We start from the raw sequence: 23801 nt of genomic DNA, 5'->3' as shown, positions 1-23801 counted from the left end.
GCGACAACTAGCCTGACACCGGGGGGTAGTGCGGGTTCTCAGCGCGTCGGTTTGGCCCCCTCGCAGCCGCGGCTGGCCGGGCGCTTACACTTACGCGGGAAGCTGCGCCCTGGACGCACGGCGCTGAGACTGTTGGTCATCAGCGCCAGCACGTTGGCCAGCCCCTGAGCACAGGGGCGCACCAGCAGCTCGACCAAGGTGTTCTTGAGGCGCGACACCCCTTGGGTGAAGTTGACCTTCCAGCGCAACTTGCGGCCTTTGTGGCGCTGTTCGATGACCGGTTGCAGCAGGTAGTTCATCAGCAGCCCCAGATTCTTCAGTAGTTGCCCGGCATGAAAGTCCTGCTTCACCGCTACCACGCTGCGACCGCTGAAGTTGTCCAGACTCAGGGTCTGCTTGACGCGGCGGTAGTCCGTCTCGATGCCCCATCGGCGGTGGTAGAGATCCGCAAACACCTCGGCCGGGAATGCCTGCCGGTCCAGCAGAGAGGTCAGCAACACTTCGCTTTCACCGCTCGCCAGCTCGACCCGAACCAAGCGTAATTCGACCTGGCCTGCGGGATCGACGCCGGCCTCGGTACAAAACAAGCGCGCTTCTGGATGACTGGCCGCGAAGAACAGCGTGTCTTCGACCTGACCCGACTGGAGAAACTGTTTGACCTGCGCGTTGTAGCCACAAGGCAGGCGCATCAGGAAATGCCGCCGTTGCTGCTCGAACAGCGCGAACAACCAGTGCCCAGGATAGCCGCGATCAAACAGCGTCAGGCTGTCAGGGGGCAGATGCGCGAGATGCAAGTGGGTGCAATCACGCTCGCCGACTTCGAATGGCACGATCAGGCTGTGCAGCGTTTGACCGTCGGTGACGTCGTAGAGCATGGACAGGCGGGCAACGGGAAACTCGCTGTGGCTGCCAAAGAAGCGCGTCATGGCCGGCTCCAGTGGTAAATGTACGGTGGAGCCATCCACGGCGAGTACGCGTAGCCCGCACCACGTCTGGCGCAGCCCGAGGCTGTCGATCTGGTGCTGAAGGACTTGGTTAAGGCTCTCGAAGACCTCGGGCTTGAGCTTGCTGCGAGCCTTGCTGAAGGCTTGCGCGGTAACCACCTGGGTCTCGGCCGAGGCCTGATTTAGCACGCGATAGAACTGATCGAGTTCGGTCTGCAAGGCGGTGCGCGGCTGATTGAGCAAGAACAGGACGAGGTTCTTGAAGGTCAGCTGACGTCGGCGGGTAAAGTCTTGAGGGTGCTGGCGGTGGGTATCGATGAAAGCGGGACAATCAAGCGAGCTGGTTATTTTTTGTACAATTTTCAGGCCAGGGTTTGCTGGGCGGTGTCAAACGGTGTGGAATGAGAGGCCATAAGGAGTTTTCCTATGCGCTAATTTGAGCGCTAATTATATGATATTTATAGAGAAACTGCTTAAGTTGATGACATTGGGCTAAAGCCCGCCCCTTAACCAAATGTTATACGGCTACGCATGAATATCGACTTTGTATCATTCATCCATCCTTCACATGTTGCCGTTCAAAGTTAAAGGGGTCGGAGTGATTAAAAATAAATCACTCCGACCCCTTTAACGTGGCCACTCTGTCGTTCGCGCAACGGACCAAGCGTTCAATCGATCACCAGGATCAAACGTGTTATTGGCCTTGCTCCGTTGCAGGACTCGCCTGTTGCGACAGTGCTTGCGTCTACCTTGCGCTACCACTCCAGGCAGCCCCCACCACCCTGGCGTCTAGAGGTCTTCCGGCGGCTCGAGCGGCACCAGGCTCGGCTCCGGCAAGGTACCGCCCTGCCGCGACAGGATGATCGCCGCCAGCACCACCAACAGGCCGCCACCGAGCATGCCGGCGCTGATCTGTTCGCCGATCAGCAGCACGGCGATGGTCACCGCCACCACCGGCTCCAGGGTCGACAGGGTAGAGGCCGAGGAGGAGCCAATAAGCGGCGAGCCGGCGAGGAAGGCGGCGACCGGCAGGATCGTGGCGAACAGGGCCAGGCCCAGGGTCGACCACCAGGCCGGCGCACCGGAGGGCAGGGTCGCGCCCGAGTAGAGTGCGGCGATGCAGAAGGTCAGGGCGCAGCCCAGCAGTACCATGGCCGCCGAGGCCAGCGGCTGCTCATGGCGAATGCTATGGGTACCGTAGATGATTGCCGCGCCGTAGCTCAGGGCGGAGAACAGCGCCCAGAGCACCCCGCTCACCTCGCCGTGCATACTCAGGCCGGTGGCCAGCAGCACGCCGCCCAGCGCCAGCACCAGGCTGATCAGCTTGAGCACACTGGTGCGCTCGCCGAGGTAGGCGATCGACAGGGCGGTGACGAAGGCCGGGAAGGAGAACATCAGGATCACCGCCAGGCTCACCGAGGTGCTGCGGCTGGCGGTGTAGTAGCCCAGCGCAGCCAGGCCGTAGCCGACGCCCACCAGCAGGTTCTGTCTGGCCAGGCGCCCGCGCGGCAGGCGTACCCCGCGCAGGCGCAGGTACAGCAGCAGGATCGCCGCCGCGATCACGAAACGCACCAGCAGCAGGCCCACCGGGTCCGCGCCGCTGGCATAGGCGTATTGGGCGAACAGCGGCTGCAGGCCATAACAGAAGGCCGCCAGCAGCACCAGGAAGAAGCCCCGGGCGTAGCCGTCGTTGAGTACCAGGGGAGACGCACTGTGCATGATGTGAAAACCTGCTGATCGAGAATCGGGCAAGAATAAGCACCGCATAACCTTGAGGGTTATGCGAGGCCGCCGGGTACTTACTAAGCAGCGTCAGTCGGCCAGCTTGCGCACCATGGTCGCGCAGTACCAATCATCGAACTGGCACACGCCGTTCTCGGCGATCGAGGAATAAGGCCCCGGCTGATAGGCCGGCGAGTTGACCCCGGCCTGGGTGCCTTCCACCAGACGACGGTCCTGGTCGTTGGTGGCCAGCCAGACTCGGGTCAGGGTTTCCAGGTCGTAATCGAGGCCTTCCTGGGCATCCTTGGGCACCAGCCATCTGGTGGTCACCAGGGTCTCGTTCGGTCCCAGGGGCAGCACGCGAAAGCTCAGGGCGTGGTCGCCGAGGAAGTGATTCCAGGTCGAGGGATAGTTGAAGTACAGCAGCGCGCCGATGTTCTCCACCCCGCTAGTATCCAAGCGCCGCGCCACCGCCGGCTTGCCGCTCATGGTGTAGCTGACGGCGCCGGACGACAGCGGAATGCGGGTCATGCGGAACTGACCGTCTTCGTCCATTACCAGGCGGCTGGGCAGCCCGCCCGCTTCGCAGCGCTCCCAATGCTCGAGCAGCTCCAAGTCCTCGGCGCCAGCTACGCCGGCCACCGCGAGGTTCTCGACGAAGGAATTCATCAGTTCAGGGTGGGAGCCGTCACAGTGGAAGCACTCACGGTTATTCTCGAACACCAGCTTCCAGTTGCCCTTCTCCACCAGATTGGACTCGAAGGCCACCTTGCAGTCATCGAGGTTGTGCGGGGCGATAAAGGGCGACACGGCGGCACGAAACTTCGCGAAGTCCGGCGCCTGCTCGGCCACGCAGACGTAGATGTAGCTGTTGACCACCTCGCAGTGGGCCAGCTTGAGGCCGTAGTCGGCGGTGTTGAAATCCGGTCCCATGTTGCCGGCGAACAGCAGCTTGCCATCCAGGTCGAAGGTCCACTTGTGATAGGGGCAGACCAGCTTGGCAACCTTGCCGCTGGCTTCGGTGCAGACCTTGGAGCCGCGATGCCGGCAGGCATTGTGCAGGGCACGGACCTGTCCATCGCCGCCGCGCACCACGGCTACCGGGTAGTCGCCGATCTGCAGGGTCAGGTACTGGCCCGGCTTCTCCAGTTCGAAGGTATGCCCGGCGAAGATCCACTCCTTGTGCCAGATCTGTTCGAGGTCCTGACGGTAGACCTCGAGATCGCTGTACAAAGCCGTCGGCAGCGCATGACGCGGCTTACGCAGCTGGATGAGTTCTGCAACCTTCGCTTCGTTATTCACTGTGTAGGCACTCCAAGGTTAATCCAGGCGATCGACTAGTGGTCTGTACGGCTAGTTGGTTAGCTCAAGTTCGGATGGCTGAGGTCCTGAGGCAAGGCGCTGCGACGAGTCATAGCGGGCTATGGCGAGGAGCGGCAACGCAGCATCAGGGACTCAGACGCCGAAATTGACTAATTGAACTAGCCACACAGGCCACTCGGCACTTTTCCGACTTCTAATGTCGGCGTCCTGTGCGTTAATAAATTTGGCTGCGGCAATCCAGGCTATTGCCTGGCGATGCTTTCGGATAATCTCCAGAACCAGCACCGGCTTGATCGCCTCTATAACCACTGTCGAAAGTTTAGAGTGCGCGCCCAGTTGGCAGAACCGACTTTTTATTCAGGATATTGAATACCTGTTGTTATGGTTAAACATACCGAACCCGATCAGACGCTGATCAAGATGCCCTCCCTGCGCGCGGTTAAATCCTTCGTAGCGGCCGCCAAGTACCAGAATTTCACTCGCGCCGCCGAGGCCCTGTGCGTGACCCAGGCGGCGATCAGTCGGCAGATCCGCGAGCTGGAAACCTTCCTCGGCGCCGAGCTGTTCACCCGTGCCGGCCGGGCCGTGGAGCTGACCGCCGCCGGCGCGATTTTCTACGATGCCGCGCACCTGTCGTTCGTCAACATCGCCCAGGCGGCCGAGCGCATCCGCAGCAACAACGCCGGCAAACGGGTGCTGACCCTGTGCTGCTCACCGGCGTTTTCCGCGCTGTGGCTGGCGCACCGGCTGCCGAGTTTCTTCAGCAGCAACCCGGATATCGACCTCAACCTGATTACCACCCAGAACTTCCTGGCCATGGAGCCTGGCGTGCGGCCGGACATCTTCATCACCAAGATGGCCAAGATTCGTTCGGGCTACCGCAGCCTGCCGTTGTTCCACGACGTCATCTACCCGGTGTGCACCCCGCGTTATCTCGAGCAGCACCCGGAGTTGCGCAGCCTCGAAGGCCTGCGCGACAGTGTGCTGCTCAACCTCAGCCCCTATGGCCGTTCGCAGGTGGCCGAGCATGTCGACTGGGGCGTGTGGCTGGCCTTTCACGATATCGATATTGAGACCCGCGCCCACGACAGCCCACACTTCTTCAACGCCAACGACTACAACATGCTGGTGCAGATGGTGCTCAACCATCAGGGCGTGGCGCTGGGCTGGAACCACCTGGTCGGCCATCTGGTCGCGCAGGGCCTGCTGGTGCGGCCGGTCGAGCAGGAAGTGGTGCACAAGGAAAGCCTGCACTACCTGACCTTCAGTGAGGACAAGGAAGATGACGAGGCCTGCTGCCGACTGCGCGACTGGCTAATGCAGCAGTTTTAATTACCTGTGGTTATTGATAGCCCCAACATCAGGTTATTGATATTAACCCCCCTCTTTTAGAGGTCGTTATGCACACGACCATCCTTCATTTAAAAACCTGCCCCGCGCAGGTTTTTTTATGCCTGTTATTTGTCGCCGACCCATAACCTTTGATTATGAATTACCGCCCTTAAATGTTGCTTATTGCAGCGGCTAAAACGGCCGTAACCTTTTTCTCGAAATCACAACACATTCAACCTCTTCCAATCAGGTGACCGCATGAACTTCGATGGTGTTTGGACCCCGGTAGTAACGCCCTTCAACCAAGACGGCGCGATAGATTTCTCAGCCTTGAGCGCGGTGATCGACAGTCTGATCGGTCACGGCGTGCACGGCCTGATCATCGGCGGTACCACCGGCGAGTATTACGCCCTGAGCAATGCCGAACGTAAGCAGTTGTTCGACGTCGTCAGCGAACAGGCCAAAGGCCGCATCACCCTGATGGCCGGGATCAACGCCACCAGCACCGAAGAAAGCCTCGACCTGGGGCACTACGCCAAGGCCGCCGGTTTCGACGCCATCCTCCTGGCCGCCCCTTACTACTGCCAGCCGACCCAGGAAGAACTGCTGGCCCACGCTCTCTGCGTAGACGACGCCCTGAACATGCCGACCATGCTCTACAACTTCCCGGCACGCACCGGCACGCCGATGAGCTTCGAGTTCATCGATGGCCTCAAGGGCCGGCCGAATTTCCAGGCGATCAAGGAGAGCACCGGTTCGGTCGAGCGCATGCACACCCTGACCCAGGACTACGCCGGCCAGCTGCAGGTCAGCTGCGGCATGGACGATCAGATTCTCGAGTTCTTCGCCTGGGGCGCACGCAGCTGGGTCGGCGGCGCCTCCAACTTCCTCGCCCCGGAGCACGTGGCCATGTACCAGGCCTGCGTGGTCGAGCAGGACATGATCAAAGGTCGCGAACTGGCCCAGCGCCTGCTGCCGATGCTCAACCTGCTGGAGCAAGGCGGCAAGTTCTGCCAGTACATCAAGCAGGGCTGCGAATTCGCTGGCCTGCCCGTCGGCCAGACTCGCCGCCCATTACTGCCGCTGAATGACGCCGAAAAAGCCGCCTTCAAGCAGACCTATGAGCAGTTGATCGCCCACCGCGGCTAACAGGTCGTTGCAAAACTACTGCGCTCGGCTATGCAGCGTTGAAATCAGGCTCTGCAGGCAGCTTGCTGCTAACGCACTTCAGTGCGGCCCCGAAGGGGCGAGCGAAGCGAGTACTGCTCACGTACAACTCGTACGCTCCGCGTCCTCGTCTGATTCCGCCTTAACTAGGCGTCCCCGCCTAGCCGTCGCTCGCTACATTTTTCAACGACCTGCTAACCCGCCAGGCGTCTTGGAGGCACTCACTATGCAGCTGCACTGTAATTTCCTGCCCCAGGACGATGGGCACTGCGGCTGGTACGAAACCCTGCCGCCCGCACCGCCCAGCACACCGCTGCGCGGCACGGTGCAGGCCGACTGGGTGGTGCTCGGCGCCGGTTATGCCGGCCTGGCCGCCGCTCGGCGCCTGGCCGAGCTGCAACCCGAAGCAAGCATTGCCCTGATCGATGCCAAGCGCGTCGGTTTCGGCGCGGCCGGGCGCAATTCCGGTTTCATGGTCGACCTGCCCCATGACCTCACCTCGCACAGCTACACCAGCAGCCAGGAGGCCGATCACAAGATCATCCGCCTCAGCCGCGGTGCCATCGACTACACCCGCGAGATCGTCCAGCGCCACGCCATCGACTGCGACTGGCGCGAGCAGGGCAAGCTGCACGGTGCGGCCAACGAACGCGGCAGACATGCGCTGGAGGAGTTCGCCAAGGGCCTCAGCGTGCTGGGCGAGCCCTATCGCCTGCTCGATGCCCAGCAGATGAAGGCGGTCACCGGTAGCGACTTCTACCAGGCCGGTCTGCATGCCCCCGGCGCGGTACTGGTGCAGCCGGCGGCGCTGTCGCGCGGTCTGGGCCAGAGCCTGCCGGCCAATGTGCGATTGTTCGAAGACAGCCCGGTGCTGAATATCGAAATCGGCAAACCGCATGTGCTGACCACCGCCCAAGGCTGCATCAAGGCGCCACGCATGGTGTTGGCCAACAACGCCTATGCCTCGAACTTCGGCCCACTCGGCCTCAAGGGTCGCCTGCTGCCGGTCTACACCTACGCCAGCATGACCCGTCAACTGACCCCCGAGGAGCTCGCGCGCCTGGGTGGCGAGGAAAGCTGGGGGCTGATTCCGGCCGACCCGCTGGGCTCCACCGTGCGTCGACTGGCCAATGGGCGCATCTGCGTGCGCAACTCCTTCACCTACAACCCCGAGGTGCATGCCTCGGCCAGCACCTTGCAACGGGTGTTCAAGGCCCATCGCAAGTCGTTCGAGCGACGCTTCCCGATGCTGCCGGAGGTCGACTTCGAGTACACCTGGGGCGGCGCCCTGTGCATCTCGCGCAACAACGGCTCGGAGTTCGGCGAGATCGCCCCCGAGGTGTTCAGCGCGGTGTGCTGTAACGGCCTGGGCCTGACCCGCAGCACCATCTCCGGCAAGTTGATCGCCGACTACGCCCTGGGCGTGGACAGCGACCTGCTGAGCATCATGCTGGAACAGCCAAAACCCTCACGCAATCCGCCCGAACCACTGCTGGGCCTGGGCGTGCGCTCGTCCATCGCCTGGAAAGAGTGGACCGCCGGCGTAGAACTCTGAGACCTCTCAACCTTCAGGAGAAATACAATGACTGACGCCCTCACCCGCAGCGCCATCGATCAGCAGGTCGAGCGCCTGGAATACCGCAACCAGGCCTTTATCAACGGCCGCTTCGTCGCCGCCCGCTCGGGTGCCACCTTCAGCACCCTGAATCCGGCCACCGGCCAGGTACTGTGCGAAGTCGCCGCCTGCGACGCCGAGGATGTCGACCTCGCCGTGCAAGCAGCCCGTGCAGCTTTCGATGCCGGCGTCTGGTCGCGGTTGGCGCCGGCCGAGCGCAAGGCTGTGATGATCCGCTTCGCCGACCTGATCGATGCCAATCGCCTGGAATTGTCGGTCTTGGAATCCCTGGAAGCCGGCAAGCCGGTCGGCGAGTGCTACGCCATCGACATCCCCGACACCGCGGCAACCATCCGCTGGCATGCCGAGGCCGGCGACAAGCTGTATGACGCCCTGTCGCCCTCCGCCCCCGGCAACATCGGCATGATCAAGCGCGAGCCGGTCGGTGTGGTCGGCGCGGTGCTGCCGTGGAACTTCCCCTGCATGATGGCCGGCTGGAAGCTCGGCCCGGCGCTGATCACCGGCAACAGCGTGATCCTCAAGCCGGCCGAGCTGACCTCGCTGGCCACCCTGCGCCTGGCCGAACTGGCCTTCGAAGCCGGCATCCCGACTGGCGTACTCAACGTGGTGCCGGGCCTCGGCCACACCGCCGGCAAGGCCATCGGCCTACACCCGGACATCGACATGACCGCCTTCACCGGCTCCACCGAGGTCGGCCGGCTGTTTCTCGAATACTCGGCCAAGAGCAACCTCAAGCGTGTGGTGCTTGAGTGTGGCGGCAAGAACCCGCAGGTGGTCATGGCCGATGCCGGCGACCTGCAGGCGGTGGCCGGCAACGTGCTCAGCGCCGCGTTCTGGAACATGGGCGAGAACTGCTCGGCCGGCTCACGGCTGATCGTGCACCGCTCGATCAAGGACGCGCTGCTCGAGGAAATGCTCAGCCAACTCGAGGACTGGGCCACCGGTGATCCGCTGGACCCGGACGTGCGCCTCGGCGCCCTGATCGAGCAGGCGCACATGGACAAGGTTCTCGGCCATATCGAGCAGGCCAAGGCCGAAGGCTGCAAGCTGCTCAGCGGTGGCGTACGCCTGCATGCCGAGAGCGGCGGCTATTTCGTCGCACCGACCATCTTCGACGCCACCAGCAATCGCTCGTCGGTCGCGCAGGATGAGATTTTCGGCCCGGTGCTGGCGGTGATCGCATTCGACACCGAGGAAGAAGCCATCGCCATCGCCAACGACACCTGCTATGGCCTGGCCGCCTCGCTGTGGACCGCCAACATCAACACTGCGCACCGCATGGCCGCGGCGATCCGCGCCGGTACCGTGTCGGTCAACTGCTTCTCCGAGGGCGACATCAGCACCCCGTTCGGTGGCTACAAGCAGTCCGGCTTCGGTGGCCGCGACAAGTCGATCTACGCCCACGACCAGTACTGCGAGCTGAAGACCACCTGGATTCAGTTGTCCTAGCAGGTCGTTAAACAGGGCAAGCGCAGCCCGGCCGCTGAACCGGCCGGAGCCTTCATGACCAACCGAGCCCCCTCCCCGTAGTTCGACGGTGAGGGGGTTCGTCCCTATTGCCGAGAAACGCTCATGAACAGTCTCACCAGCAGTGAATACCTCAACCCGGTCAGCACCCAGACCTGGGCCAACGGCCGCCACCTGGTGCGCTGCCTCAAGGTCATCAAGGAAACGGCGGACGTCATCACCTACTGTTTCAGCATGCAGGAGCCGGTGCTGTTCTTCTTCAAACCGGGGCAGTTCGTCACCCTGGAACTGGAGATCGACGGCGAGCAGGTGATGCGCTCCTACACCATCTCCAGCGCGCCCTCGATTCCCTACAGCTTCTCCATCACGGTCAAGCGTGTGCCTGGCGGAAGGGTCTCCAACTGGCTGCACGAGCACCTCAAGGAAGGCGAGCCGATCGCCGTGCACGGCCCGGTTGGTCAGTTCAACTGCATCGACTACCCGGCCGACAAGGTGCTGCTGCTCTCCGGCGGCGTCGGCATCACCCCGGTGATGTCCATGGCACGCTGGCTGTTCAACACCAACAGCGAAGTCGACATGGTCTTCGCCCATAGCGCGCGCACCCCGGCCGATATCATCTACCGCGCCGAGCTGGACTACATGTCCACGCGCATCGACAACTTCAAGCTGCACCTGATCTGCGAGCGCAACGAAACCGGGCAGATCTGGGGTGGCTACCGCGGCTTTCTCAGTCGCGAGATGCTGCAGCTGATCGCCCCGGATTTTCTCGAGCGCGAGGTGTTCTGCTGCGGGCCGGCGCCCTACATGAAAGCCGTGCGCCGTCTCCTCGCCGAGGCCGGCTACGACCTGTCGCGCTATCACGAGGAGTCCTTCGGTGCGACGCCAGAGGAGGACATCGCCAGTGCCGAGGAACAGGCCGCCGTGGCCTTGGCCCAGGCCGAAGAGCCCCAGGTCAACCATTGGGTGACCTTCAGCGACTCCGGCAAATCGGTGCAGGCCGAGCTTGGCACGACCCTCTACGAGGCCGCCGCCAGCGCCGGCCTGACCATTCCCAAAGCCTGCGGCATGGGCATCTGCGGCACCTGCAAGGTGCGCGTATTAACCGGCGAGACGGCCATGGAACACAACGGTGGCATCTCCGAGGAGGAGATCGCCGAGGGCTATGTGCTGAGCTGTTGCACCCGGGTCAAAGGCCGTGTCGAAGTGGCGTACTAGCGGCCCGCGCGAGTTGCTGACGCGCAGCCGCTAGGGGATTAAAGCTGCTCGAGCAGCGCGAGCAGCGCCTTGGCCGTGTATTCGGACGAGGCCGGGTTCTGCCCGGTGATCAGCAGGCCATCGGTGACCACGTAGGTAAACCAGTCGTCCGCCTTGGCGTACTGGCCGCCGTTGGCTTGCAGCATGTCCTCGACCAGGAACGGCACCACATCGGTCAGCTGCACCGCGGCTTCCTCGCTATTGCTGAAGCCGGTGACGCGCTTGCCGTTGACCAGTGGCTGGCCGTCGGCGCCCTTGGTATGGCGGAAGATAGCCGGCGCATGACACACCGCGCTGACCGGCTTGCCGGCGCCATAGAAGGCTTCGACCAGGGCAATGGAGTGCGCATCTTCGGCCAGGTCCCAGAGTGGACCGTGGCCGCCTGGGTAAAACACCGCGTCATAGTCATCGGCGCGAATGTCCGCCAATTTCAGGGTATTGGCCAACGCGTCCTCGGCTTCTGGATCGGCGCGAAAGCGCTCGGTGGCGGCCGTTTGCGCGTCGGCTTCATCGCTCACCGGGTCCAGCGGCGGTTGACCGCCCTTGGGCGAGGCCAGGGTCAGCTCGGCGCCGGCATCCTTGAACACGTAATAGGGCGCGGCGAACTCCTCCAGCCAGAAGCCAGTCTTCTTGCCGGTGTTGCCCAGCTGATCGTGGGACGTCAAAACCATCAGAATCTTCATGCTGTGCTCTCCTGTCTACGGGTTAGTTATCGGCGCCAACGCGGATCACCAGCTTGCCGAAGTTCTTGCCTTCGAGCAGACCGATAAAGGCCTGTGGCGCATGCTCCAGACCGTCCACCAGGTCCTCACGGTAGTTGATCTGGCCAGCAGCGAGCCAAGCACTCATGTCTTGGGCGAACTCGCCATAACGGTGCGCGTAATCGTCGAAGATGATGAAGCCCTGAATCTTCAGGCGCTTGGTCAGCACCGTGCGCATCAGCAACGCCATGCGGTCTGGCCCATCCGGCAGTGCCGTGGCGTTGTAGTGGGCGATCAGGCCGCACACCGGAATGCGCGCCGAGGTATTGAGCAGCGGCAGCACCGCATCGAAGACCTTGCCACCGACGTTCTCATAATAGATATCGATGCCCTGCGGGCAGGCCTTGGCCAGTTGCTCGGCAAAGTCCGGCGCACGGTGGTCGATGCAGGCATCGAAGCCCTGTACCTCAACCGCATGCTGACACTTCTCCGGGCCGCCGGCCACGCCGACCACGTGACAGCCCTTGAGCTTGCCGATCTGCCCGACTGTGGCGCCGACCGGCCCGGTGGCCGCCGCGACCACCAGGGTCTCGCCCGCCTTGGGCTGACCGATGTCCAGCAGGCCCATGTAGGCGGTGAAGCCCGGCATACCGAGAATGCCCAAGGCATAGGCCGGATTTTCCGGCGTGGCGCCGAGATGAGTCAGGCCAGTACCGTCGGAGAGCGCGTAGTCCTGCCAGCCAGCGTAGGCCTGGACCCAGTCACCGACCTGATAGTCCGGGTGCTTGGACGCCACAACCCGGCTCACGGTCGCGCCCACCATCACCCCGCCCTCCTCGACCGGCGCCGCATAGGAGGGTGCGTCGCTCATGCGACCGCGCATATAGGGGTCCAGCGACAGGTAGACGGTGCGTAGCAGCACTTCGCCGTCAGCCGGCGTGGGCATATCCGCTTGCTCCATCCGGAAGTTGTCTGCCGTGGGGGCGCCATACGGGCGCGAGGCCAGCACGACTTGGCGATTGATTGCTTGGGTCTGGGTCATTGTTCTACTCCTTCGAATGCAGTGAATTAAAGGCAGGCTTGCAGCACCTGGCGGCTGATGGCCGGGGTGACATCGCGGTGCTCGCCCAGGCGGGTCATGCCATGTGCCTCGAGTTGAGCGATCAATGGTTCGATCACTTCCTGTCCCAGTTGGTAATCGCCCAGGCGGGTTTTCACCCCGAGGGCCTCGAAAAAATCACGGGTGCGCACGATGGCCGCGTCGATGCGCTGCGCTTCGCTGCCGCTACTCAAGCCCCAAACCCGTTCGGCGTATTGCAGCAGTTTGGCGTGCTTGGCTGCGCGGCGTTGCTGCAACATGACCGGCAGCACCACGGCCAGGGTCTGCGCATGATCGAGACCATACAACGCGGTGATTTCATGACCGATCATGTGCGTGGCCCAGTCTTGCGGCACGCCCGCACCGATCAGACCATTGAGCGCCAGGGTCGCCACCCACATCAGGTTAGCGCGTACCTGGTAATCCTGCGGCTGACTCAACGCCTTGGGGCCGAGTTCGATCAGCGTCAGCAGCAGGCCTTCGGCGAAGCGATCCTGCACCGGGGCATCGGCCGGGTAAGTCAGGTACTGCTCGACCACATGCACAAACGCATCGACCACACCGTTGGCCACCTGACGCTCCGGCAGGGAAAAGGTCTTGCTCGGGTCGAGAATCGAGAAAACCGGAAACAGCAACTTGTTCCGGAATGGCAGTTTTGCCTGCAGCGACTTACGGGTGACCACGCCGCCGTTGTTCATCTCCGAGCCGGTCGCCGGCAGGGTTAGCACCGCGCCGAAAGGCAACGCCTGAGTGACCTTGCCGCCGTGACTCTGAAGGATTTCCCACGGCTCGCCGGCATAGTTGGCAGCGGCCGCGACAAACTTGGTGCCATCGATCACCGATCCGCCGCCCACCGCCAGCAGGAAGTCCACAGCCTCGCGGCGCACCAGCGCCACCGCTTCCATCAGGGTTTCGTAACTGGGGTTGGGCTCGATACCGCCAAACAGCAGTACCTCGCGATCCGCCAGCGCAGACTGCACTTCGGCCAGGGTCCCGGTGCGCTGGGCGCTGTTGCCGCCAAACAGCACCAGCACCCGCGCATTGGCCGGGATCAGGCGATCCAGCTCGGCGATGCGGCCTTCGCCGAAGCTGATGTGGGTGGGGTTGTAGAAGTCGAAATTGAGCATAAGCAGTGTGATCCTTGATGGGCCGAATTCGTTCGATACTTACGTTTAATAATTAGACCAGTCGACTAGAGGCGACACCAAAAATACCCGCCATGCTGGCGGGTACGGGTGCGGCGAATGGTTAATCGAGCAGCTTGTGCGTCATGTTCATCGCCTGCTCCATTGGCAGGCTGTTGCGATGCAGCTTGGCCAGCAGACTGGCGCCCAGCCACAACTGGTACAGCAGGGTGGCGGTCTGCCGGGGCTCGCTATCTATCAGCGAGCCATCCTGTTTGCCGGCCTCGATGCAGCCGGCGAGGCTGGCGATGATCCGGTCCGTACCATCGCGCAAGGTGATGCGCATACTTTCGGAGAGGTCGGCGACCTCGGCGCTCAGCTTGACCACCAGGCACTGCTGTTGACTGCAAGGGCCTGAATAGCTGTCCAACCACTGCTGCCAGTAACCCATCAACCGCTCGCGGGCCGACTGCCCGCTGGGCGAGAAGCGCTGCTCCACTTGCTCCAGGTACTTCTTGAAATAGTCCTCGAGCAAGGCCTGACCGAACAGCTCCTTGGATTTGAAGTAGTGATAGAACGAGCCCTTAGGCACGCCGGCGGTCTGCAAGATCTCATTCAGGCCCACACCGCTGAAGCCCTTGGCGGCCATGATGCGGTGACCGGTGTCGAGCAGGTGTTGGCGGGTATCGTCGTAAGCGCTTTTCATGGTGGCAACCCTACACCTTAAATAGACCAGTCGTCTAGCTGCCTGACTCGGCAAGGCCGCGATTCAGGATCCATGCGGGTTTGCCGCCTTTCACGCAGGGCTGCCAATCAGAGCAGGCCCAGTTGCTCCAGCACGGGCTCGACTACGGGCTCGGGCAATGCCGGCAAATCGGGTAGCCGCTGCCGCAACTGGCTGTGAAAGCGTTGCGCCAACTGCGGCGCCAGACGGTTATCGAAGGTGTGCAGGAATACGTGAGGCGTGCGCCCCTCCTCGATCCAGCCGGCAACCTTGTCCAGCCAGGGCGCCATGAAGCGGTCGTTGGCAGCGAGTTCGGGGTGGCCGATAAAGCGCAGCTGCGGCGCCTGACTGAACGCCGTCGGCCGGATCGGCAGGCGCGGCTTCTTCGCCTGGGCATGCAGCAGCGCCGGCTCCTGCGAGACACAACTGAACAACGCCCGCGCATCCAGGCAGATCCGCTCGATGCCCCGCTCCAGCAGCAGGCGATTGAGCGCCCGTTCCTCTTCACCCTTGGCGAAGAAGGCTGGATTACGCACCTCGACGGCTAGTCCGCTGCCGGACCAGTGTTCGATAAAGGCGCTCAATTCAGCCAGACGCGACGGGCCGAAGCTGGCGGGCAACTGCAACCAGATTGGCGCCACCCGCGCGCCCAAGGGCGCCAGCAGCCGGCGAAAGTCATCACTGGCGGCGAGTTGCTCACGCAGATCGCCGGCATGGCTGATATCGCGCGGCAGCTTGGCGCAAAAATGAAAGTGCGCGGGCATCAGTGCAGCCCAGCGGGCAACCGTAGCGGCCGAGGGTCGCGCATAGAAAGTGGTGTTGCCCTCGACCGCATTGAAGACTTCGGCGTAGCGCGGCAAAAAGTCCGCCGGACGGGCGCTATCCGGATACAGCGAACCACGCCAAGCCGGCTCGCTCCAGGATGGGCAGCCAAGAAAGTAGGGGCGCATCAGCGTTCGTAATCAGGCGTAGAGATCAAGGCCCAGTATTTCCTGGGCGCCAGGCTCGCTGGCGTAGGTAGCGGTGGCGCTGTAACTGGCAATCGCCTGGGCCGCGCGATTGCTGACGCCTGGCTGGTAGGCAAGGTTCTGCGCCCGTACCGGCAGGTTGTCGGTGCTGGCGTTGGCAGCCTGTACCCGACGGGTTTGCGCTGTTTGCTCGAAACCCTGACTGCTCGCCGGGGCTGCCGGTTGCTCACGACGCTGCTCTATCTCGCGCTGGGCTTCGCGAAACGGCGTAACCGCCGTGCCCGAACGAGGCCCGCGATCTGGCGAGTAGGAAGGTATGGAGCCGTCGATGCGCATCTATTACTGCTCGGCAGTGGTCAGTCAAATGGGTGGAAGTACGTGCAATTTAGCCCCGCCCAGACGGATTGGCAATTGATCGTGGAACGGAGCGACGCAGAGCATCTAGGCAAAACAGCGAGCTGGTCCCGACAAACTGCGCGCCTTGGCGATTAACCGCGCACCACGAGTTGAGATAGAGCCCTTTACTGCGGTGCTTTCGGCGTGGCGACCTTGTCGCGCAGGTACACCGGCAGGGCCTCATCGGCTACCACAGCCTCCCCCCGCGCCCAGGCAAAGCGCGCCAGACTGAGCAGGTCTTCGGCATGCGGCAGCATCGCACCATCCTGTGCATACGGCGTCAGCGGGATGCGCGCGGCGAACGTGCCCCAGCCGGTGCCGGCGCCGAACCAGTCACCCGTGGCGTCTTGCGGCAAAACGGCCCGTTCGGGCGGCAACACCACTTCGCCGCCGGCAAGGCGCATTTCCCCGTTGTCGCTGCGATAGCAGCCCCAGTAGATCTCATCCATACGCGCGTCGATGGCCGCAGCCACCTGTGTGGCGCCGTGCTCGCGCTGCGCGCGCTGGGCCAGGACCGCCAAGTTGGACACCGGCACCACCGGACGATCCAGGGCAAAGGCCAGGCCTTGCACCACGCCGACCGCAATTCGCACACCGGTAAAGGCCCCCGGACCACGGCCGAAGGCAATTGCATCCAACGCCGACAGTGACACGCCGGCCTCGGCCAGCAGATCCTGGATCATCGGCAGCAAGCGCTGGGCATGCTGGCGCGGAATCACCTCGTAATGGCTGATTACCTTGCCGTCATGCAACAAGGCGACGGAGCAGGCTTCGGTAGCGGTATCCAGGGCCAGCAGAGTGGTCATTGGGATTCGGACAGGTTAGCGAGTGGGCGGGCATTAAAACGGTTTAGCGGCATTTTTGCCAGCTGTCCGGACCGCCATTGCGGCGCCCGGACAACGGAACCAGCCCGACAGGCCTTAGTGCAGTTGCTCGGGCGTGACCACGATCCAGTTTTTGTCGGCATTCACCGGCAAGCCCAATTCGCCCTGGCGCTTGGCCGCAGAGGCCTGCCAATCCTTGACCTGCTGGGTGTATTTGGCCTTGCGATCGACCCAGACCCGCAGCCCACCCTTACTGGTGTCGGTCGCGTTGAACAGCATGTAGCCATCGGACAGCGGCGTGTCACCCGCCACCAGAACCGGCATCTTCCACTGGTCGATCCAGCCGAAAATGGTACCGAGCTTGCCCTCGTACCAGGTCATGGGGTTCATCAGGAACGGCGTCACTTCCAGGTCGAGGTTCTTCGCCGGGTCATAGCTACCCTTCTGCACCTGCAGGCGCGAGGTGGTCAGGGCGCCGGTCTTGCGGTCCTTGAGCAGCATGTTGACGCCGATGACGTTGGCCGGTTTGACGTTGTAGCCGTACTTGGGATCGCTGGCGATCATCCGCACCAGCTCTTCGCTGGCAGCGCTGATCACATAGACCTCGATGCCATTTTCCTGCAGGCGGTTGTACAACTCCTGCATGCCGGCGAAGGGCTTGGGCGGATTGACGCTGCCTTCGACCACCTTGTCGCCATCGTAGTACTTGAGGGGGATCGGCTTGCCATAGGCCATGACCTCATCGACATAGCCCTTCAGCTCACGCAAGGTGAAACCGGAGAATATCTGCGCCACCCAGGGATAGCAGATCAGGTTGTCGACTTCACACAGGCGGTAGTAGTAGCTATTGAGGCTTTCCTTGAACGCTGGCGTGTCCTTGAACGGAATCAGCTTGAGCGAGGGGTCCATGTTTTCGCGCGTCAGTAGCCCCTTCATTTCCAGGTAGGGCAGCAGCGACTCCTCGATGTCGAATTGGTAGGTGGTGTTGTCCATATCGAATACCGCATAGGCGCCTTTATTGGCGTTGGCGGCGATCATGCTGTCGAGTTGGGCGGCGGCTTCGCTGGGCCAGTGTTGCAGTTCGGTAGCCGCGGCGCCCAGGGACGCAACGCTCATGGTCAGACCGATCATCCACGCCTGCATAGCTCTCATGTGTTCTCCTACTTCCGTCTAATGAAGAAATAAGCCTATCTGGTATAGACCAGACACTCGAGACTAGCTTGCCTGAGCAAGGCTACTGTTCTGAGAACGACGCTGATTTAACCGAACCCTAGCTCGCCTGTTACAGAAACGACAACGGCCCGCAAGCGGGCCGTTGAACAACTGCGGATCGAGACTTAACTCAGGGCAGCGAGCACCTTGGCAGTAATCTCGTCCACGCTACCAACGCCGGCGATGGCGCTGTATTTCGGCGTGCCATTGACTGCGGCGAGCTTCTGATAGAAATCCACCAGCGGCTTGGTCTGCGAGTGGTAGACCGACAGGCGGTGACGCACGGTCGCTTCCTTGTCGTCTTCGCGCTGGATCAGTTCTTCGCCGCTTTCGTCGTCTTTACCGGCGACTTTTGGCGGGTTGTGTTCGGTGTGGTAGACACGCCCGGACCCCGGGTGCACGCGACGGCCGGCAATACGACCCACGATTTCCTCGTCGTCGACAGCGATTTCCACTACATAGTCGATGTTCACCCCGGCGTCCTTCAGGGCTTCGGCCTGGGGAATGGTGCGCGGGAAGCCATCGAAGAGGAAGCCATTGGCGCAATCGGGCTGAGTGATGCGTTCCTTGACCAGGTTGATGATCAGGTCATCGGAAACCAGACCGCCACTGTCCATGATGCTTTTGGCTTTCAGGCCAAGTTCGGTACCGGCCTTCACTGCAGCACGCAGCATGTCGCCGGTGGAGATTTGCGGAATAGCAAACTTCTTGGTGATAAAACCGGCCTGGGTACCTTTGCCGGCACCGGGCGCCCCTAGCAGAATCACGCGCATCGATGTGCTCCTCAAGATTTAAGAAAAAAGCGTCGGACTCGCCTCATGGGGCCAATCTCAGAATGGTTCCGGCAACACTCGGCAAGCTGCCAAGTGGCCAAAAGGTTGACCAAGATACACAGCGCCCCCCCACCGCACAAGTCACCGAAAGTCGGATACACCTAGGCCTTTCAGATGCAATCACGCAGCGATCGGGCGCCTCTGGAGCACGTCCAGGGCACCCGGGCAACGCCCGACCCGCCGCGTCTAACCGGTGTTGCGCAAACCGGCGGCAATACCCGCGACACTGACCAGCAAAGCCTGTTCCAGTGGGCTGTCGGCCTTGCTATCACGCAGCCTGGAGCGTGCCAGCAGTTCGGCCTGGAGCAGGTGCAAGGGGTCAAGGTAGGTGTTGCGCACGCTGATGAACTCCAGGGTCTCGGGACTGTGCGCCAACAGCTGCGACTGACCGGTCAAACCCAATACCGCTGTAATAGCCTGCGACAATAGGTCGCGTAGATGTTCGCCCAAGGGCCGCAAGGATGGCTCGACCAGGCGCTCATCGTAGAGCCGGGCAATCGCGCCATCGGCCTTGGCCAGGACCATTTCCAGCATGTCGATGCGGGTGCGAAAGAACGGCCAATGCTCGCGCATCTGCTCCAACAACTCACCTTCGCCGCGTTGCACCGCGCTGTTCAGGGCGTATTCCCAGCCAAGCCAGGCCGGTAACATCAGACGGGTCTGGGTCCAGGCGAAAATCCAGGGAATCGCCCGCAAGCTCTCTATCCCACCCTCACGCCGCTTAGCCGGGCGGCTGCCCAAGGGCAGGCGACCGAGTTCCTGCTCTGGCGTGGCCTGGCGAAAGTATTCGACGAACTGCGGATGCTCGCGCACCACACCGCGATAGGCCGTGACACCATCGGCGGCCAGTTTGTCCATCACTTCGCACCAGGCCGGCTCGGGTGTCGGCGGTGGTAACAAGGTGGCTTCCAGCACCGCGGCCAGGTAGAGGTTGAGGTTCTGCTCGGCGATATCCGGCAGGCCGAACTTGAAGCGGATCATTTCGCCCTGTTCGGTGGTGCGAAAACGCCCCGCCACCGAGCCCGGCGGCTGCGAGAGGATCGCCGCATGAGCCGGACCGCCACCGCGGCCGACGGTGCCGCCACGGCCGTGGAACAGCAGCAATTCGACCTGCTGCGCAGCACAGACCTGCACTAATTTTTCCTGGGCACGGTACTGCGCCCAGGCCGCCGCTGTGGTGCCGGCATCCTTGGCCGAATCGGAATAACCGATCATCACTTCCTGCGGACCATGCAGGCGCGCGCGGTAGCCCTTGAGGCTGAGCAGACGGTCGATCGCCGGGCCGGCGTTGTCCAGATCGGCGAGGGTTTCGAACAGCGGTACCACACGGATTGGGCGCAGCAGCCCCGACTCCTTCAACAGCAGTTGCACGGCCAGCACGTCGGAAGGCGCACCGGCCATGGAGATCACATAGGAACCCAGCGAGGCCGCCGGCGCGGCTGCCACCTCACGGCAGGTGGCGAGTACCTCTGCGGTGTCGGCACTGGGTTTGAAGTGGCTCGGCAACAGCGGTCGGCGGTTGTCCAGCTCAGTCGTGAGAAACTGCTGCCGCGCCTCCTCATCCCACTCGGCGTAACGCCCCAGGCCCAGGTAATCGGTGATTTCATCGAGGGCCGCGGCGTGACGACTGGAGTCCTGACGCACGTCCAGACGCACCAGGAACAAGCCGAAAGTGGCGGCGCGGCGCAGGCAGTCGAGCAGGAGGCCATTGGCGATCACGCCCATGCCGCAGGCGTGCAGCGACTGGAAGCAGCACTCCAGCGGCTCGAGCAATTCACGGTTGTCCTGCAACACCGCCACTGGCGCTGCGACCGGCCCGTGCAGTGAATCATGAGCCCAGCTACGGGTGGCGCGCAGGCGTTCACGCAGTTTTTTGAGCAGGCTGCGATAAGGTTCGGCGCTATCACCGGTCCGGGCCAGCAGTTCGGGACTGGCTTGCTGCATGGACAGCCCGGCGGCCAGTTGATCGATATCACGCAGGTACAGATCGGCCGCCATCCAGCGCGCCAGCAACAACACCTCGCGAGTCACCGCGGCAGTGACGTTGGGGTTGCCGTCGCGGTCGCCGCCCATCCAGGAAGCGAAACGAATCGGCGCGGCGTCCAGCGCCAGGTGCATGCCGGTGGCCTCATGCAAGGCCTGGTCAGCCTTGCGCAAAAAATTCGGCACCGCCTGCCACAGCGAATGCTCGATCACGGCGAAGCCCCACTTGGCCTCGTCCACCGGGCTGGGTCGGCTGCGGCGGATTTCTTCGGTATGCCAGGCCTCAGCGATCAGGCGCTGCAAATGCTCGGCGACCTGTTCGCGCTCGGCAGCCGACAGATCGCTGTGATCCCCCGCCGCCAGTTGTGCGGCGATCGCATCGTATTTCTGGATCAGGGTACGCCGCGCCACTTCGGTCGGGTGGGCGGTCAGCACCAACTCGATGTCCAGGCGGCCGAACTGGCGCGCCAAGGCGTCGGCGCCGTGGCCGCTGGCCAGCAGGCGCTGCAGCAATTCAGCCAGTACCCGCGACTCGAAGGGCTCCGCCTCGTCAGGGCCGCGACGACGGATGCGGTGATATTGCTCGGCGATATTGGCCAGATTGAGAAACTGGTTGAACGCCCGCGCCACCGGCAACAGTTCGTCGTCGGCAAGCTGTTCGAGGCCAGCGCTAAGCTGCTCGGCACCAGCCGCCGAACCACGCCGCGCCGCTTTGGCGCCCTTGCGAATGCGCTCGATCTTGTCGAGAAAAATCGTCCCCCGCTGGGCGCTGATGGTGTTACCCAGCAGCTCTCCAAGCTGATGAACGTCCTCGCGCAAACGCGCGTCGATTTCTGCCATGACTGACTCTCCGCTCAAGCGTGAACCCCAAGAGTGCCCAGCACGGCAACATCTTACAAGCGTGCGACGCCGAACCGACAAGAGCGCGAGTCCGGTCTAGCAGCCTGTCGGACTTGAATTCATGAGCGGGGCATCAATAGTGAGGCGAAGAAACTTGCCTCAGTATTTAGGTATTTTCAGGCATTCTTGCCCCGGACTTCCTGGGATCGAACGGGTTTAGTCCATTCTTACCCGCAGTGGACGGATTTGTGGCGCAAAACGGCCATGCGTTTCAAATTCCAGGCCAGACAAACCAGGCGCCATTCCCCGCTCACCTTGTCCTTGCCTCGCAGCAGAAACTGACGAAAACCCATCACCGACTTGATGATGCCGAACACCGGCTCCACCGTCTGTTTGCGCAGCGCATAGAGGCGGCGCCCCGGCTGAGCCTTGAGCTTGTGCGCCATGCGTTGCTGGGCCGTGGCGTCGATGTCGAGCGGTGCCGGTTCCGCGAAGCGCGCTCGCCAGCCGGGGTGGTGGTCTTCGCGCGCCACCGCCAGGTAGGGTTCGATTTCGGCCGTTTCGCAGGCGGCGATGTTGCTTTCGCTGCTGTAGCCACAGTCCCCGAGCAGCGCCTGCACCTGGCCCAACGAGGCCGGCAGTGCCTTGAGCTCGGCCAGCATGGGGACAACTTGTTGCTTGTCGTTGCCCGCCTGGGTGAGGCCCTGCGCCACTATTAGTAGCGTGTCGGTATCCACCGCCGCCTGGGCGTTGTAGCACTGTTCGAAGCCGCCGCCGGCCACCCGCATGATGCGCGAGTCTTCGTCGGTGAGGTTGATTTGGTCGTGCGCCGCAGGCCCCTCCACCGGTGCTTTTGGCGGCTTGCCGCCGGGCTTCTTGCCAGTTTCTGCCGTGCGTGCCGCACGCTTGGCGAGTTTTTCCTGGTAGACGGCCTGATCCTGCTCGAAGCGCACGCGGGCGCGCGCCTCGATCTTGGCCTTCGCCGCGTCCATGGCGACCAATCGATCTTGCCGGCGTTTAATCTCGTCCGGCAGGTCGATGCCATCGGGGCGTTCTGTCTGGTCGGCGTTTTCTGCCAGCGCCAGGAGCTCCTGCACTTCGGTCTTGAGCTGGCGTTCGAGTGCCTGGATATGGCCATAGGAAAGTGCGCTATGGCGTGAGGCGTTGGCATGCAACTTGGTGCCGTCGAGGCTGATGGTGCCGAGCTTGAGCAGCTTCATTTCCCCCGCCAGCGCCAGCACCTGGAGGAAGATGTCGGCCAACTCGTCGAGGAAGCGCCGGCGGAAGCTCGCCAGGGTGTCGTGATCGGGGTGGCTGCCGGCTGCGAGGTAGCGAAAGGCGAGCGAGTCGTAAGTGGCGCGCTCAATCTTACGGCTGGAAAAGGTGCCGCTGGCATAGCCATAGACCAGCAGGCTGAGCAGCACCTCGAGGTGGTAGGCGGCGCTGCCGCGTCCGCCGTAGGCGCGGGTGAGCGCGCTCAGGTCGAGCCGTTCGATGGCTTCGAGAATGAAGCGAGCCAGGTGATCTTCTGGCAGCCAGTCATCCAGCGATGGCGGGAGCAGGTAGTCAGTCTTGCGGTCGATCGGGCGAAAGCGGTTCATACGGGGGCATCGGCTGGGCGGTGCCGGGATTATCCTGGAATACAGCGATTAAGTCCGACAGGCTGCTAGGCTCTAATCAGGCCCGTCGCAAAAGGACGTGACTGAACACAAATTGCACAACCACCTGCCACGAGCAGGTAAAGGACGAAGTAGTCATGAAAGTTCGCGAACTTGTCCATCATTGGGAACAGAACGCCAAGGCCCGTATGACGCGCAACCTGTATCAGATCAATCTCGACATGGAAGCGGCAGCACGCCTGGCAGCCTTAGCCGAGATGTACCCCAAGCGCAGCCCGGAAGCACTCCTCGGCGAGTTGATCGGCGCGGCGCTGGAAGATCTGGAAACCAGCCTGCCCTACGTCAAAGGCAGCCAGGTGGTGGCCACCGACGAGGAAGGCAATCCGCTCTATGAAGACATCGGTCCGACCCCACGATTTCTTGCCTTGTCACGCAAGTATCTGCACGAAATGAGCGCGCAGCAGGACAACACCAACCACTAAAAGCCCTGCGGGGTCCTCTGGACAATCCACACGCCCCAGCAATTGGGGCGCCATGCCTACAATCCTGCATCTACAGAACCCGCTCGGAGTTCGCAGGCTGACCGCGCCGACTCAGAAGTCGTGAGAATATCGAGCGCCGTCGCGAGGCCGC

General features: G+C 62.6%; 20 protein-coding genes. 6 read left to right on the top strand and 14 right to left on the bottom strand.

From position 1 onward, the window contains the following. Positions 1-38: 38 nt before the first annotated feature. From VCJ09_RS06090 to VCJ09_RS06080, 3 genes are all read right to left on the bottom strand, one after another. Positions 39-1310: an IS4 family transposase gene (locus VCJ09_RS06090; protein WP_324734608.1), complete on the bottom strand. Its 1272-nt coding sequence runs from the start codon at positions 1308-1310 to the stop codon at positions 39-41. Between the two features lie 423 nt (positions 1311-1733). Continuing rightward, a complete protein-coding gene (locus VCJ09_RS06085) occupies positions 1734-2663 on the bottom strand; it encodes a DMT family transporter (protein ID WP_324733558.1) in 930 nt (309 codons plus the stop codon). Positions 2664-2756: 93 nt separating this feature from the next. After that, entirely contained in the window at positions 2757-3968 is a 1212-nt protein-coding gene (locus VCJ09_RS06080; RefSeq protein ID WP_324733557.1) for an aromatic ring-hydroxylating oxygenase subunit alpha, read from the bottom strand. Between the two features lie 402 nt (positions 3969-4370). Between VCJ09_RS06080 and VCJ09_RS06075 the strand changes: the two genes are divergently transcribed. The 5 genes from VCJ09_RS06075 to VCJ09_RS06055 all read left to right on the top strand — a co-directional run bounded on the left by VCJ09_RS06075 (position 4371) and on the right by VCJ09_RS06055 (position 10806). Beyond that, positions 4371-5321, top strand: coding sequence for a LysR family transcriptional regulator (locus VCJ09_RS06075; RefSeq protein WP_079201038.1), 951 nt, complete (start codon positions 4371-4373; stop codon positions 5319-5321). A gap of 258 nt (positions 5322-5579) precedes the next feature. Beyond that, positions 5580-6470 (top strand): 4-hydroxy-tetrahydrodipicolinate synthase, encoded by an 891-nt coding sequence (dapA, locus tag VCJ09_RS06070; RefSeq protein WP_324733556.1) that lies wholly within the window; start codon positions 5580-5582, stop codon positions 6468-6470. Between the two features lie 244 nt (positions 6471-6714). Next, complete coding sequence (locus tag VCJ09_RS06065) at positions 6715-8043, top strand: NAD(P)/FAD-dependent oxidoreductase (protein ID WP_324733555.1); 1329 nt, start codon at positions 6715-6717, stop codon at positions 8041-8043. Between the two features lie 27 nt (positions 8044-8070). Beyond that, complete coding sequence (locus VCJ09_RS06060; protein ID WP_324733554.1) at positions 8071-9573, top strand: aldehyde dehydrogenase; 1503 nt, start codon at positions 8071-8073, stop codon at positions 9571-9573. Positions 9574-9696: 123 nt separating this feature from the next. Then, a complete protein-coding gene (locus tag VCJ09_RS06055) occupies positions 9697-10806 on the top strand; it encodes a hybrid-cluster NAD(P)-dependent oxidoreductase (RefSeq protein ID WP_324733553.1) in 1110 nt (369 codons plus the stop codon). 38 nt (positions 10807-10844) lie between these two features. Here the strand turns inward: VCJ09_RS06055 and VCJ09_RS06050 are convergent, their stop codons facing one another. The 11 genes from VCJ09_RS06050 to VCJ09_RS06000 form a co-directional block, all read right to left on the bottom strand. Further along, a complete protein-coding gene (locus VCJ09_RS06050; protein WP_324733552.1) occupies positions 10845-11528 on the bottom strand; it encodes a type 1 glutamine amidotransferase domain-containing protein in 684 nt (227 codons plus the stop codon). Positions 11529-11550: 22 nt separating this feature from the next. Next, complete coding sequence (locus VCJ09_RS06045; RefSeq protein ID WP_324733551.1) at positions 11551-12588, bottom strand: NADP-dependent oxidoreductase; 1038 nt, start codon at positions 12586-12588, stop codon at positions 11551-11553. Positions 12589-12614: 26 nt separating this feature from the next. Beyond that, positions 12615-13772, bottom strand: coding sequence for an iron-containing alcohol dehydrogenase (locus tag VCJ09_RS06040; protein ID WP_324733550.1), 1158 nt, complete (start codon positions 13770-13772; stop codon positions 12615-12617). A gap of 121 nt (positions 13773-13893) precedes the next feature. After that, positions 13894-14475: a TetR/AcrR family transcriptional regulator gene (locus VCJ09_RS06035; protein ID WP_324733549.1), complete on the bottom strand. Its 582-nt coding sequence runs from the start codon at positions 14473-14475 to the stop codon at positions 13894-13896. A 107-nt stretch (positions 14476-14582) separates the two neighbouring features. Further along, complete coding sequence (locus VCJ09_RS06030) at positions 14583-15443, bottom strand: DUF72 domain-containing protein (protein ID WP_324733548.1); 861 nt, start codon at positions 15441-15443, stop codon at positions 14583-14585. A gap of 12 nt (positions 15444-15455) precedes the next feature. Beyond that, positions 15456-15797 carry a hypothetical protein gene (locus tag VCJ09_RS06025; RefSeq protein WP_079201029.1) on the bottom strand — a complete coding sequence of 114 codons (342 nt, stop codon included), beginning with the start codon at positions 15795-15797 and terminating at the stop codon, positions 15456-15458. A 185-nt stretch (positions 15798-15982) separates the two neighbouring features. Further along, the gene (tsaB, locus tag VCJ09_RS06020) at positions 15983-16663 is read right to left on the bottom strand and encodes a tRNA (adenosine(37)-N6)-threonylcarbamoyltransferase complex dimerization subunit type 1 TsaB (protein ID WP_324733547.1); all 681 of its coding nucleotides are present in this window, start codon (positions 16661-16663) and stop codon (positions 15983-15985) included. A 114-nt stretch (positions 16664-16777) separates the two neighbouring features. Beyond that, complete coding sequence (locus tag VCJ09_RS06015) at positions 16778-17833, bottom strand: HAD family hydrolase (RefSeq protein WP_324733546.1); 1056 nt, start codon at positions 17831-17833, stop codon at positions 16778-16780. A gap of 185 nt (positions 17834-18018) precedes the next feature. Beyond that, a complete protein-coding gene (gene adk / locus VCJ09_RS06010) occupies positions 18019-18666 on the bottom strand; it encodes an adenylate kinase (protein ID WP_324733545.1) in 648 nt (215 codons plus the stop codon). Positions 18667-18912: 246 nt separating this feature from the next. Further along, complete coding sequence (gene ppc, locus VCJ09_RS06005; RefSeq protein ID WP_324733544.1) at positions 18913-21549, bottom strand: phosphoenolpyruvate carboxylase; 2637 nt, start codon at positions 21547-21549, stop codon at positions 18913-18915. Positions 21550-21776: 227 nt separating this feature from the next. Further along, complete coding sequence (locus tag VCJ09_RS06000; protein WP_324733543.1) at positions 21777-23150, bottom strand: IS1182 family transposase; 1374 nt, start codon at positions 23148-23150, stop codon at positions 21777-21779. Between the two features lie 155 nt (positions 23151-23305). Here VCJ09_RS06000 and VCJ09_RS05995 point away from each other — a divergent pair, with 155 nt between their 5' ends. Next, positions 23306-23650 carry a pilin assembly protein gene (locus tag VCJ09_RS05995; RefSeq protein ID WP_079201024.1) on the top strand — a complete coding sequence of 115 codons (345 nt, stop codon included), beginning with the start codon at positions 23306-23308 and terminating at the stop codon, positions 23648-23650. Positions 23651-23801: the final 151 nt, after the last annotated feature.

It is taken from the genome of Pseudomonas paeninsulae, from assembly GCF_035621475.1.
In the GTDB taxonomy this organism is placed as follows: Bacteria; Pseudomonadota; Gammaproteobacteria; order Pseudomonadales; family Pseudomonadaceae; genus Aquipseudomonas; species Aquipseudomonas paeninsulae.
This window is presented reverse-complemented; position numbering and strand designations above follow the sequence as displayed.